The 13,381-nt window shown below is 39.6% G+C and carries 10 protein-coding genes; 6 read left to right on the top strand and 4 right to left on the bottom strand.

Features of this window, described 5'->3' with window-relative positions; genetic code table 11:
* Positions 1–247: 247 nt before the first annotated feature.
* On the bottom strand, positions 248–1,435 hold the full coding sequence (locus tag ACOALF_RS02480) for a hypothetical protein (RefSeq protein WP_419241854.1): 1,188 nt from the start codon (positions 1,433–1,435) through the stop codon (positions 248–250).
* A gap of 505 nt (positions 1,436–1,940) precedes the next feature.
* Between ACOALF_RS02480 and ACOALF_RS02475 the strand changes: the two genes are divergently transcribed.
* From ACOALF_RS02475 to rbfA, 4 genes are all read left to right on the top strand, one after another.
* Complete coding sequence (locus ACOALF_RS02475) at positions 1,941–2,732, top strand: diadenylate cyclase (protein WP_419241853.1); 792 nt, start codon at positions 1,941–1,943, stop codon at positions 2,730–2,732.
* A gap of 208 nt (positions 2,733–2,940) precedes the next feature.
* Positions 2,941–3,921 carry a pyruvate dehydrogenase complex E1 component subunit beta gene (locus ACOALF_RS02470; RefSeq protein WP_419241852.1) on the top strand — a complete coding sequence of 327 codons (981 nt, stop codon included), beginning with the start codon at positions 2,941–2,943 and terminating at the stop codon, positions 3,919–3,921.
* Positions 3,922–3,931: 10 nt separating this feature from the next.
* Entirely contained in the window at positions 3,932–4,699 is a 768-nt protein-coding gene (gene tpiA, locus ACOALF_RS02465) for a triose-phosphate isomerase (RefSeq protein ID WP_419241851.1), read from the top strand.
* A gap of 4 nt (positions 4,700–4,703) precedes the next feature.
* The gene (rbfA, locus tag ACOALF_RS02460) at positions 4,704–5,072 is read left to right on the top strand and encodes a 30S ribosome-binding factor RbfA (protein ID WP_419241850.1); all 369 of its coding nucleotides are present in this window, start codon (positions 4,704–4,706) and stop codon (positions 5,070–5,072) included.
* A 572-nt stretch (positions 5,073–5,644) separates the two neighbouring features.
* On the opposite strand, the gene ACOALF_RS02455 is transcribed toward rbfA, so the two are convergent.
* Positions 5,645–6,631, bottom strand: a complete 987-nt coding sequence (locus tag ACOALF_RS02455; RefSeq protein ID WP_419241849.1) for a hypothetical protein — start codon at positions 6,629–6,631, stop codon at positions 5,645–5,647.
* 205 nt (positions 6,632–6,836) lie between these two features.
* On the opposite strand from ACOALF_RS02455, the gene uvrC reads away from it, so the two are divergent.
* Positions 6,837–8,669, top strand: a complete 1,833-nt coding sequence (gene uvrC / locus ACOALF_RS02450) for an excinuclease ABC subunit UvrC (RefSeq protein ID WP_419241848.1) — start codon at positions 6,837–6,839, stop codon at positions 8,667–8,669.
* A gap of 2 nt (positions 8,670–8,671) precedes the next feature.
* Positions 8,672–9,388, top strand: coding sequence for a polyprenol monophosphomannose synthase (locus tag ACOALF_RS02445; RefSeq protein ID WP_419241847.1), 717 nt, complete (start codon positions 8,672–8,674; stop codon positions 9,386–9,388).
* Here the strand turns inward: ACOALF_RS02445 and ACOALF_RS02440 are convergent.
* Both ACOALF_RS02440 and ACOALF_RS02435 read right to left on the bottom strand, forming a co-directional pair.
* Positions 9,329–10,195: a hypothetical protein gene (locus ACOALF_RS02440; protein WP_419241846.1), complete on the bottom strand. Its 867-nt coding sequence runs from the start codon at positions 10,193–10,195 to the stop codon at positions 9,329–9,331. The genes ACOALF_RS02445 and ACOALF_RS02440 overlap by 60 nt on opposite strands.
* A 513-nt stretch (positions 10,196–10,708) precedes the next feature.
* Positions 10,709–13,372, bottom strand: a complete 2,664-nt coding sequence (locus ACOALF_RS02435) for a sodium:solute symporter family transporter (protein WP_419241845.1) — start codon at positions 13,370–13,372, stop codon at positions 10,709–10,711.
* Positions 13,373–13,381: the final 9 nt, after the last annotated feature.

The following is a 13,381-nucleotide window of genomic DNA, read 5'->3' as shown; positions in this document are numbered from 1 at the left end:
ACGACAATTTTTATTAAAAAGCAACCAATCCAATGCCGCCGTTATTTACGGTGTCTAATATAATTTTTGGAATTAGTAATCTAAAATAGATTTTGAAGCCATTGCAATAGAAAACCACATAAGTTTTTTTGATACAAACACGCTCTTTTTTAGACTTTTTTGTAATGCTATAACAGGAAACTGGTATTCATCATATCCTTTTTAAGATGTAAGTAATAGATAGTTGAAAAATAACGAACAACAGATACTATTTTTTTTGTTTCTTATAAAAAAATAGATAAGCTTTCCCAGCTTTTGGCGCTCCAACTTCCTTTACCTGCTTATCATCTGCTTCATACCATTTTTCGCCACGTTTTACATAGGCGACATAGTGGCCACCTTTGGTACCATCTCCACGGTGTTCAATACACCCATTTAAATCAAATGTATCCGCCCCATTCTGCTTATTAGGGTCTGGTTGAATGGTAATCTTCATTGTCCCATCAACTGAGTCAGTTATTTTAGATTCATTAACGTTTCTATCTAATTTTATGTACAACTTATCAGGTAGGCGAAGCACTGTTTGCTTGATGCAATCTCTTGGAACCCCTCTCCAATGGTATCCTACAACAGGAGCTATCTGCGCTTGATTTTGTTGTACAAAAGGAGGGAGTGTATCTACATCTTTGCAAAGGGATGGCTTATTCCAATCTATCTCTACACTCACATCTCCCTTTAACACTTGTTCTTGATGGTGTCGAATCATTTGGCTAAGGTTATAGCCTTTCTTTATACCTATATATAACATGTGGGATTCTAAAGGTTCCTTATCATACCTGTAAATATCATATTGATTATCACTTTTTCTTTTTAAGAATAAAGTCTCAGTACAAGTAATAGGGTATATATTTGCATCGTTACCTAAGCATAAAAAATGGTCTTTGATATGTTCGATAAACTCATCAGAGTCTTGTTGCTCTCCTAAGTTTACGAAATCTTTCGTAGCTTGTGGGAAGCGTTCTATATACTTTCTTATATAGTCCTCACTTAATGGCTTACCCGGAGAGTTGATCTTAGTGATCAAGTCGTCTAGACAACGACCTTTTGCTTCATCTTCATATAAAGCTGCAATAACCTGCAGTACTGCATTCATATAGCAAGTACTTCCTAAATTTGCAAGCCCCGCAAAAGGGCGAGGATCGGTAGCTACAGGCGGCTCCTCTGAATAAGAACTACCACTAGAAGCCCCCGAAGAAGTATATCCACTATCCCCTGAGGAATTACTAGCTTGTGAAGCAATACTATCTGTAGAAGCATGCAAACCCTCTGATTTACGCTTATCTACTGGAGTAGTAGGCGGAGCAGTACCAGATAATTTTTCTGAGGGGATAGTTTTATTTTTCTTGACACATTCACAGCTACCTACTGTTGTATAGGTGGTAACAATTGGTATCAACCAGGTTTTTTGGAAGGATATAAAATTTTTAAGCATTGGAAAAGTAATTTTTTAATTTTACTGCTTCTATGATTTTTTGAATGGCTTCACTTTTTAGACCACAGGCACAGACCCGCCCAGTAGCTTTGCAAGGCTACTAAATATTCTGCAACAATATAGTAAAATTACTGCACTTTTTAACCATAAATGAGGCTGTTTTTTTGGGACAACGGCGACTAAAACTTTCTCCTGTGCATACACCATTCTGTTCAGCCATATAGAAAAAAGTAATTATATGTATTATGAAATGATGATCAATATTAAAAATAAAAAAGATGTACAGTATGGTTGTATCATCTATCATGAATATACTTTTAGTGATTTTTAAATTTGTTTTTTTGCCAACAAAATCGTTTTTTTAACACAAAATTAATCCAAAATACCTTGCTGATCATACTAGCTTACAGATTTTTGTACTCCTTTATTATAAATGATTTTGATTGTAAACCTAAAAACTATTTAATCCATGCCATTTAACCTATTGTATCTTGAGCGCTGGGACATTAGTTTTACACTTTTCGTTGATGTTATACTGGTTGGTTTTTTAGTCTATTGGGTATATACCCTGGTTAAGGGCAGTATCGCTGTAAAGAGCATCTGGGGTTTTTTGATCGTATATCTTTTTTACTGGGTGGTGCAGGCATTGCATCTAAAGCTGCTAAAATCTATTTTGAGCATATTTATCAGTCCAATTATTCCGATTATTCTTTTCCAAAGGGAAATTCGCCACTTTTTGTTTAGCATCGGCCAAAGCCTAGGGGGTAGTAAAGCAATAATTGTGCAACTTATTCCTTGGTTGGCACGTAAAAAAAGTGAGGTGGATGTAACACCAGTCGTAAAAGCAGTTCAAACACTAGGGGGGAGCAATACAGGTGCGCTGATCGTTTTTACCAAAGATGTAGACCTGCGCTACTACGAAGAATCTGGCGATTTGCTAAATGCAGTAGTTTCTGCCCGATTGTTGATTGCTATATTTAATAAATATAGCCCATTACACGATGGTGCAGTGATTATTCACAGCAATAAAATCGTAGCAGCAAGGTGTATTTTACCTATAACCGAGAATCAAAATATTGCTGCGCGTTTTGGATTGCGTCATAAAGCAGCGGTTGGGCTTACCGAAATAATAGATGCATTGGTTTTAATCGTTTCAGAGGAATCTGGACAAATATCCATAGCTAGAAAGGGCACAATGGAAAACAATCTTTCTGCTCAAGAGATTAGAAGTGCTTTAAAGGATTATCTCAGCTCAAAATGAAGTCTAAAGTGCTACTTCTGCTGGTAATTTGCGCGTCGGATCCGGTGCGCAAATCCTCACGTACATTTAGTACGATCCGGTTTTGCACGCCCTCTCTCCTACAAATTCCTTAGCATAAGTGTATTTCGAAAGAAGTCTAACCTATTATAGGTTATTTTTTCTTGATCTGCCCTATCTTTGAATAAAACCTATTTTTAAATTAAATAAAATGCGGACCATACAATTTAGAGAAGCATTGCGGGAAGCAATGATCGAGGAAATGCAACAAGACGAAATGATCTTTTTAATGGGTGAGGAAGTAGCTGCCTACAATGGTGCCTACAAGGTCAGCCAAGGTATGTTGGCACTTTTTGGCGCCAAAAGGGTTATAGATACGCCAATTAGTGAGGCAGGTTTTACGGGGCTAGGTGTAGGTGCGGCTATGAATGGATTGCGTCCCATTATAGAGTTTATGACCTTTAATTTTTCCCTAGTAGCCATAGATCAAATTGTAAACGGAGCGGCTAAAATGTATGCCATGTCTGGTGGACAATACCATGTGCCGATTGTATTCAGAGGGCCAACGGGTAATGCGGGTATGTTGGGTGCCCAACATTCTCAAAACTTTGAAAATTGGTATGCCAATTGCCCAGGACTAAAAGTAGTAGTGCCTTCTAACCCTTATGATGCAAAAGGATTGCTTAAAAGTGCCATTAGAGATGACGATCCTGTAATATTTATGGAATCGGAATTAATGTATGGTGATTTGGGAGAGGTCCCAGAAGCAACCTATTTGCTGCCAATCGGCAAAGCCCATCTGGTACAAGAGGGCAAAGATGTCACCTTGGTTTCTTTTGGTAAAATGATGAAGGTGGCCCATGAAGCGGTGCAAGCCATGCAAGAACAAGATATTTCAGTAGAACTCATTGATTTGCGTACCATTCGTCCGCTAGATCTTTCTACGATTATTCAATCGGTAAAAAAAACCAATCGTTTGGTAGTAGTAGAAGAGGCTTGGCCATTGGCTTCGATTGCCTCTGAAATAACTTACCAGGTCCAAAAACATGCTTTTGACTATTTGGATGCGCCTATTCAAAAGGTTAATAATTTGGATGTGCCGCTGCCTTATGCCCCTACTTTAATAGAGACTGTTTTACCCAATGTCGCCAAAACAGTAGCGGCACTTAAAAGGGTTTTATATCTAACCTAATAGAACACAGATGCAAAAAAAATATCTAATCGCTAATTGGAAAATGCACAAAACCGTGCAAGAGGCAACTGCTTTTATGCAAGCCTTATTGCCTCAATTGGAGGCGGTTGATCCGTCTCAATTGGCGCTATGTATTGCACCCTCTTTTGTGCATTTACCGGCTATAGCAGCATTAATAGATGGCCATGAATCTATTAGGCCTCTTTCGCTAGTGGCCCAAAATTGTCACCATGCGGCAGAAGGTGCTTTTACCGGAGAAGTCTCTGCTGCTATGTTGGCATCTATAGGGGTAAGTGGCGTGCTGATTGGGCATAGTGAACGCAGAATCTACCAAAAAGAAGATCATCTACTTTTAGCTAAAAAAATCAAAAGGGTACTAGCAAGTGGCATGCAACCTTTTTTTTGTTGTGGCGAAAGCTTAGAAGCACGTAGGCATGGTAGCCATAAGACAATGGTTCAGCAACAGTTAGAAGAAAGTTTATCTGGCCTTACTACCCAGGAAATAGAAAAATTAGCCATTGCTTACGAGCCTGTTTGGGCGATTGGTACTGGACAAGTGGCTAGTATAGAAGCAATTACAGAAATGCACACCTTTATCAGGCAAATGGTATCGACCCAATATGGTACGGAAAGGGTGCCCATTCTATATGGTGGAAGTTGCAACCCACAAAATGCAAAAGCGATATTTGATGCGCCTCATGTAGCTGGCGGCCTTGTCGGTAGCGCATCGTTACAAGTGGATCCATTGATGAAAATGGTTGCTGCATTACTTGGATAAAAGGATGATACGGGTTACTATTGATATGAAAATAGCGCAAATCGCTAAGATGGTACAAAAAGAGTTAGCCATGCTCTTCTTAACAGAGGGGCCTAGCTGGTTAGGCAATGCGCTCACCTCGGTTACCGCAGTTGACTTAAGCAGTGATTTGAGTCTGGCAAAGGTTTATATAAGTTTTTCTACGCATAATGAACAGAAAATATTGTTACAAAAACTTGAGAGTCATAAAAATACCATTAAAAGGCTATTAGGCAAAAGGGTAGCGGGTAAAATGCATAAGGTACCCAATTTAAAGTTTATGGTAGACCGTTCGGTTGTGCAAGGCGCACGTGTAACGGCTTTGATGGATGAATTAGATCTGGTTGAAAGATAAAAAGGAAAATAAATAATGAATACAACACTAGAAATTGCTATTTTTCTTTCTATGAAAGGTAGGGATCAAACTTGAAAGGTCTTTATATTATTTTTGATTAAGTTCCGCATCGGCGGCCACTATATTTTAAATAAAATGTCCTAAAAATAGGAAAAACGCACCTTGGAAAAAGTTGTGCTTTCAGCAGCTTTTTCCATCAGCGCTTGATTTTTTGGTTACTTTTTTATCAATGTTATGAACACATACGCTAATGGCCCTCGATAAATGAATTTGGCACACAGTAAAAATAATGCAACGAACGCTTTTTCAGCGGATCAGAAAATCAGTTTTGTCTGAAGCCCGCATAGCGGGCTAGTTCTGATTTTCCCGCTGAAAAAGCGTTCGTCCAAAGACTACCGTTTTACTAAAAGCGCCAAATTCCTTTATCGGCGGCCATTAGCGCTTTAACTTCACGCCATTGAGGCGAATGCAATAAGTATGATATTTTATGTTGATAGTCAATAAAATATTCTTCTTAAGTTGACACAATTGCGTGAATAGATACAAAATTTTTTGGCTGATTCAGATAATATTTAGGAACTGTAAGCGACCCTAGCGCTATGCGCAGCAAGCGCAATTTCAGCAAGAGGACGGTCAAGTTCATAAGAAGGAATACTACGAACTGCGGTACAAAGCTCATACAGAGTATTCCTATTACCAAGGGCTCCTCTGTAAGTATCAATCATCGCCCTAATGTGCGTACGATTAAACACAGCAGGATCAGGGGCAGCACGCGTGATGCGATCAGCAGCAGAATAAGCAGCAAAAATAGTAGTAGTTATAGCAGCAGACGTGAGCTGAATGCCTGCAGAAACAGCAAGCTGCGTAATATGATGAACGGCCTGAGCGTTAATAAGCGTATTCATAGCATTACCACAGGTCTCATCAATAAAAGTAGCAGTAAGTTGTGTAGCAATAGCAGCAATGGCAGCAGCGTTGAGCGCCTTATTAAGCGCCTTATTAGTAATAGTAGGCGAACGATGCATAGCATAAGCACGATGCGCGCTATAAAAAGCACAAATGGCATAAGCCTTACCAAGTTGGGTAACCACTTCAAGGGTCCAATTGTTACGCTCGCGAAGTGCCAAACAAATCCTATTAAACTCAGGAGTCAGGGTAAAGCCAATTCTAGCGGCAATATCATGGATGTCCTCAGCAGCAGGTAAATTGATCTTATCAAGGCTAGGATTAAGAACGTAAGCAAACACCTTATAAAGACTGTCAAGACTTAGGATAGCGATATCAGCTAGACCCGTAACTGTTTGCGCTTCCGCTCCACTAGGGCCAGTAGTAGGAGATTCAAACACCTGCCAATGATTATTGAGTAAATCAGCAAATTCAACACAATGCTGTGACAGAATAGCTTTATGATTCTTAACATAATTTCCATTAGGAGTGGCTTCACCCTGTGGGTGCGTATCTGATATGTGATTATCAGGTGTATCATTGTGGTACTGGGTTAGATGATTGCATCCAGCCAACATAAACAAAATGCATGCAACAAATTTTTTACTTGTCATAACTGATTTATCTTTATATGGGCAGTGGCCCTAAATAGTAACGTTAGCTTTTATGAACACCTAGCTTAGGTAAGACTTTAAGCTAAGGGTCATGCTATTAAATATAAGGCCAACTGAATAAAGTCAGATCTTACAAAATATAATTTATATATGCAAGTTAAAAGTATAAGACCCTTGTCATAGAAGTCAAGGTTTGTGATCAATTATGGAAACACCACGCTATACCCCTAGTGAGATACAACACCTGCCGACATTGCCCGGTATTTATCTATTCTATAACCAAAAAGAAGAGGTAATTTATGTAGGAAAGGCCAAAAATATAAAAAAAAGGGTAGGTGATTACTTTGCGGCCAGTAAAGTACATAACCTAAAAACAGCGCGTATGATTACGCAAATTGTCTCTATTGCCTATACTGCGCTACATTCCGAATATGAGGCACTGCTTTTAGAAAACAACTTGATCAAAGCGCTGCAGCCAAGGTATAATATCTTGCTTAAAGATGGCAAAACCTATCCCTATTTATGTATTACAAATGATCGATTCCCTAAGGTCATCATCACCCGTAAGACCGTCCCTCCTTTGGGAAAATACTATGGCCCCTTTACCAGCGCTTACGCTATTAAGCAAACCTTAGAGGTCATCAAAAAATTGTTTACTTTCCGTACCTGTAATTACAACCTCTCGCAGGTAAATATTGCCAACAATAAGTTTAAAGTCTGTTTGGACTATCATTTGGGCCATTGTAAGGGGCCTTGCCAAGCGCTTCAAGATGAAATACACTATCAAAAAGAGATCGATCAGATAGAGGCCTTGCTTAAAAATAATTTTACGATTTTAAAAAAAATATTTAAGGAAGAGATGTTAGCGGCTGCGCAGCGGCTAGATTATAAACAAGCACAACGCTTTAAAGAAAAGCTAATGGTATTGGATCAATACCAATCGAAATCTTTAGTGATCAATCCACTAGTGGGCGATTTAGATGTAGTAGCCATCATTTCAGATGAACAGCATGCCTTTGTAGGGTATTTACATATTAAGCAAGGCGCTATTTCTTTTACCCAACACCGTGTGCTCACTAAAAAGTTGGAAGAAGAAGTCACTGATCTAGTCCCTTTACTGGTCTGTGCGCTCCGTTCTTGCAGCAATAGTAATGCGCCAGAAGTGTTGGTGAATCTGCCACTTAGCCTAACGATAGGCCCCTTTGCTATCACCATGCCTAAAATTGGTGATAAACGGAAATTAGTAGATCTGGCCCTGCAAAATGCCTTATTGTGTAAAAAAGATTTTTTATATAAAAAATCTAATTTTCATGAAAACCCCAATTTAACGCTTGTAAAATTGCAACATGATTTAAAGTTAAAAGATGTGCCTTATTGGATAGAATGTTTTGATAATTCTAATATTCAAGGCGCGCATCCAGTAGCTGCTATGGTTTGTTTTAAGGATGGCAAACCCTCTAAAAAAGATTACCGGCACTATCATATTAAAACGGTAGAAGGGCCAGATGATTTTGCCTCTATGTATGAAATCATAAAGCGACGTTATAGTAGACCGCTTGCAAACACGCAAGAAGCATTGCCTCATTTAATTGTAATAGACGGTGGAAAAGGACAACTCAATGCGGCATTACGGGCACTAGAGGAATTAGGCATCTACGGAAGAGTAGCCATTATCAGTATAGCCAAACGATTAGAGGAACTCTACTTTCCCAATGATCCCTTCCCTTTGTATTTGAATAAACAATCTTCTTCACTTAAATTGCTCCAACAGTTAAGAAATGAAGCCCATCGTTTTGCGATTACCTTTCATAGAAAACAACGTAGTAAAAGCGCATTTCACACGCCTTGGAAGGATATTCCAGGTATTGGCCCCAAAACATTAGATAAACTGTTCAAACGGCTGGGTAGTCCTAAAACGATTCAAACGAGTTCTTTGGCAGCATTAGATGCAGTAGTTGGGCCGTCCAAGGCGAAGCTGCTGCATAATTATTTTTTAACGCAAACGATTTTACCTGAAGATAACTCAAACAGATTATAAAAATGTCAGCCTTTCTTCGCGCTATAGTGGTTATACCCACTTACAATGAACAAGAAAATATTGAGCTATTGCTAACAGCTATTTTTCAATTAAAAATAGGGTTACATGTACTGGTAGTAGATGACCGCTCCGCAGATGGTACAGCTGATGTAGTAATAAAGCTGCAAAAACGTTACCCTGACGAATTGCATCTTTTAAATCGACCTCAAAAAGAGGGGATCGGTCCAGCCTACTTAGCAGGCTTTCGTTGGGCATTGACCTATGATTACGATTATATTTGCACCATGGATGCCGATTTTTCGCATCAACCTACTGATTTGCCTTTACTTTTATCCATCTGTGCCAAGCCTAGCATCGATATGGTGATTGGCTCTCGTTACATTACAGATGGACGTGTGGTAAACTGGCCACTGCCTAGAATCTTATTATCCCGTTTGGCCAATTGGTTTGCGCGCTCCATTACAGGCATGCCTATCAAAGATACTACCGCTGGCTTTGTTTGTTATCGAAAAACCCTATTGAAAAATATTTTGAATATAGCTTCTGTAGGGTATAGTTTTCAAGTAGAAATAAAATTTCTAGCTTATGAATATGGCGCTGGTATAGCAGAACTACCTATTACATTTACAAATAGAATACGAGGGAAGTCTAAAATGCGTTTAATCATGGCAGGAGAAAGTATTTTTCAGCTTATTCAGATGAAATGGCGCAGCCGGTAAGCACTTCGTAAGATGATGCACAAGAGCAGCCTGGGCAAACTGAAGATCAACAGGCAGCTGAGCAGCAGAAACGTTAGAAAGCCCATCAAAAAGCACACTAAAAGCAACATTGTTGGCAACTTTAGCAGCAGATTGAGCACGAAGTGCAATATCATTAGCAAGCTTAGCATCAGCCTCAGTATAAGCAGCAATATGATCAGCAAGTGCAACCGTTGCATGAATAACACCCTTAGCATTGGCTCGAGCAGCAGTAGCATTGGTACGAGCAGCGGCCGCGTTGGCACCCTTAATAGTAGCCTCAGCATGATCAGCAGCAGCCTTACCACGCGCAACAGCAGCGTCAATAACAAGCATAACAGCAGGGACAAGCGTAGCGCCAACTTCAACAGCAGGCTTAACAAGCGCACGCGCAACATCTGCATGATCAGCAGCAACCTTAGCCTCATTACAAGCAGCAGTAGCCTTAACACACGCACGATCGAACATATCATTAGATATATTCTGAGCGATAAGCGTAGGATGGGAAACAATAGTACGCAGATACCGATCAGCCTCACGCATGCTATCAGCAGCATGGTACCTAGCAAGATCTTCAGCACGAAAAACATGCATAAAATGGTCAGCCATAGCAGCAACAATAGCAATAACAGGCGCAATATACCTACCATCAGTAGCCATACAAGTAGCACCAACAGCATCAGGAGAATCAGCTTTTAATCTGCCTTCGTAATTAACAGCATTTTGAATCAGACGATTACATCCAGCCAACATGGGCAAAGCGTATAAAAAAAAATTTTTAATGACCATAGCCTATCTTATTTTGATATGAAATATAAAAAACCGGATACAAATCTAGCCTATGAAGCCCTATAGGTAGGTTGTAAGCATAAACCAGATTGTATTGAACACATATATCACTTGACTTAATACACAAGAGTTGATATTATAAAATTTAATTTAAAAATACAATAATCTAAGATGAGTCTGTTCAATCATATGTTGAGTAATTGAAATTGCATTAACGTTTTCTTTAATAAGCCGTTCGTATGCCGCGCTCTGGTTGCCGCCGATAAAGAATTTGGCACACAGTAAAATAATGCAACAATCTGCGGTTTTAGTAAAACACACTTTATAAAATAAGTGCAGGATCAGAAGCTACAAAAATATAATCGCATAAAAACCAATGCGATGAAAAGACAACTGATCTATTGCACTAAATATATCTGCAGATAGGTTAGCAGCTAGAAAATCTAGCATAGCCTCCTTGTTACAAGGCGAAAAGAATGGTACGCAATATCAGGTTATAAAAAGCCACCATGCCTAACTTGTTTTTCGATGGTAGATCTGCAATGCCTGCTCAGCTGCGGCAGCTAATGCTTCTGCTATTTCGGGATCTAAATATTGCTTGGCCAGCTCAACATCTACTGCAAGGGTTTCATAAGCCATATATTTTACCTCCTCTAACATAGTGTACCCTGAAGCATGACGCAAGTCATAGAGTCGTTCGGCCAGTTTAATGAAAAGAACTGAAAGTTGTACATGCTCTTCTTTAATAGCGTCTTTCAAACGATTCTGTACACAGAGCAAAGAAGGATGATCTAATGCTTGCCGCTTATCTATACCCACCACATTTAACACAAAAGCATAGACGCCTACATTATAATGCTCCTTGATATAAGAAAAGGGCAAACAAGTATGGCGCACCAACTCATAAAGCAAAGAGGCATAAATTACCTTAGGAGAGTGAAAAACCCATTTTACGACCAATTCTGCAATCCCTACCGCACGTACATAAAACAATTGACCGGAAGCATGTCGCTTAAAGCCAAAGTGCTGTCTGAGTAATAAAAGGAGATTCGAAATCGTAGCTAGATCAATAGGATCCACGTTATAGGAAGCCTTACAGACATAGTCATGAAATTTCATTAATACCATCATCGAATCGGCCTGTTCCTTAGGCGTGACAGGCGTTGTTAAGGCTAAACAATCTATGGGTAGCTTTACCATCATCTTATCGCGAATTTCGGTAACATCAATAGGAAGTACCATCAGCATAGCTTTTTGATGGCCATTAGCAGGGTATTCGAAATAGCCATAGTGGGCACGAATCATACTGGATATGGTTTCCTGATGTAGATCTATAGATGGCGGCACTACCTGCCCCATTTCAGGACAGAAAGCCTCTACGCTATCATCGTACAAAGGCTTAACCTTAGCAAGGCACTCAGAAGAGATGGCCGCATCGCTGACCAATAGCCCAGTAGCCTGAAAAAGCATAAAAGGAGAATAGCAATGGTCAATAGAATCTGCTTGTTTAAATTGCAAAAAGGTGGCATGCAATTGTATCCGCACCATTGGTACACCAACGCCATCTAACTGATCAGCAACCTGTAAAATAGCTTTCACCAACGAATAGACTACCTGATTGACATCACATGTAATATATGGAAATGGCACACCAATCGCGTCCGCTGCTTGCTCTACCAATAGCCTAGGTGGATCAGCCACCTCTTGTGACAAGGCAAATTCTATTTTACGAATCAACTTATCTAAACTAATTTTAGTAGGTTCTAGCAGCGCATGGTCTTTGGCTTTTTCTTTCCTATTAAAATAGGCGATCCAATCATACAATTTATTAATAATACCGTGAAAATCTTGCTTATAAAGGGGAACATTGCTATCTAAAAAGGAGATAGACTCCTCTATTTTATGAACGACTTTTCCTAAAATAAAGCCATAGCCTTTAGCTGCACCAACACCAGTAGAGGGCACCATAGCTGCGTCATAGAGCGCTTCTTTGAGTTTTTGAGATGCGCTAATCTTTGCTCTATCCTTGAGATAGCCTACTTGTTCAAAGCAGCTATGGATCTTAGCCTTGAAGCAAATAAAAATGCCAAAAATAAGCAAACTGAATCCCAAATAGAGCAACAACATCCACGCTACACCTAGTGGTGGCAGTACCAATACCAATGGCTGGGTACAATAAATAGAGCTAAGATAGGTCGCCATGCATAGGGTAGTTACCAAAAAGCTTACACCCAGATACAAAGGAAGCACCAATAAGACAACCGCCAAATGGGCCAAAGATAAGCCTAAGGTTAAGAAAAGATTGGTACCATGCCACCAATGCCAAAGCACATTAATAGGAAAGCAAAAAGATAAACCGATCAGCCAAAATAGGCCAAACAGCCAACCTGGAATAAATTGTACCTTTTCTAAAAGAAATGTACTATACCCCAAAAAATAACCCCCTACCAAGAGTTGCGCAACAAGCCAATAGCCATGATCAGTAATAGAGCCTATGCAATACGTTAGTATATTACTGATGACCACATAAAGCCCCAAACAGGTTAGCGTAGCATGACTCGGTTGGAGCTTAGCCAAAGTATGGTTGATGTATCGCAAGCCATTTTTAATCGCTTCTTTGCGCGCGCGCTGCCTGCGTGCATAGAGTTGTCGCATTTGTATAAAAGCATGATCGGGTCCAACCCAACCTGAATCTTCTGGCTGTTTGAATAAATAATGGGCAACCATCATAGCCAAGCCATTGGCCAACATACAAATAAAAGAACCATTTATATCCGTTGTGGGTTCAATCCATTGATTCCAAGCTAAAATAGATACTATGCCTGTACATATACCGACCAAAGCTGTACGAGGGGTACCCCGAAAGCCTAAAACAGCTAAAATAAAAGGAGCAGTTGCTATAGGCAGCGAAAGATCTAAACTTAACTTGAGTAAATTCAACAGATCATTACAATAAAAAGTCAATAGCATAGCCAATAAACCTATCATTACACTCGTCCACGTAGCCAACCGGAGCTGGTGCGCATAAGGTGCTTTATTTGGACCACGTACACTTTGCACCATATCATGGCTAATCATAACCGCACAGGCATTCAACTTAGAATCAGCTGTCGACATAGCCATAGCTAGTAAACTGATACAAATCATTCCTTTAAAAATAGGTGGAACATGCGCCATTATATATCC

Origin of the sequence: Cardinium endosymbiont of Nabis limbatus, assembly GCF_965196625.1 — a bacterium.
In the GTDB taxonomy this organism is placed as follows: Bacteria; Bacteroidota; Bacteroidia; order Cytophagales; family Amoebophilaceae; genus Cardinium.
This window is presented reverse-complemented; position numbering and strand designations above follow the sequence as displayed.

Excerpts from the sequence above, each read along its gene's own strand:
- ACOALF_RS02470 (WP_419241852.1), top strand. The coding sequence starts at position 2,941 with ATGCGGACCATACAATTTAGAGAAGCATTGCGGGAAGCAATGATCGAG.
- tpiA (WP_419241851.1), top strand. The coding sequence starts at position 3,932 with ATGCAAAAAAAATATCTAATCGCTAATTGGAAAATGCACAAAACCGTG.
- ACOALF_RS02445 (WP_419241847.1), top strand. The coding sequence starts at position 8,672 with ATGTCAGCCTTTCTTCGCGCTATAGTGGTTATACCCACTTACAATGAA.
- ACOALF_RS02440 (WP_419241846.1), bottom strand. The coding sequence starts at position 10,195 with ATGGTCATTAAAAATTTTTTTTTATACGCTTTGCCCATGTTGGCTGGA.
- ACOALF_RS02435 (WP_419241845.1), bottom strand. The coding sequence starts at position 13,372 with ATGGCGCATGTTCCACCTATTTTTAAAGGAATGATTTGTATCAGTTTA.
- uvrC (WP_419241848.1), top strand. The coding sequence starts at position 6,837 with ATGGAAACACCACGCTATACCCCTAGTGAGATACAACACCTGCCGACA.
- rbfA (WP_419241850.1), top strand. The coding sequence starts at position 4,704 with ATGATACGGGTTACTATTGATATGAAAATAGCGCAAATCGCTAAGATG.
- ACOALF_RS02475 (WP_419241853.1), top strand. The coding sequence starts at position 1,941 with ATGCCATTTAACCTATTGTATCTTGAGCGCTGGGACATTAGTTTTACA.
- ACOALF_RS02455 (WP_419241849.1), bottom strand. The coding sequence starts at position 6,631 with ATGACAAGTAAAAAATTTGTTGCATGCATTTTGTTTATGTTGGCTGGA.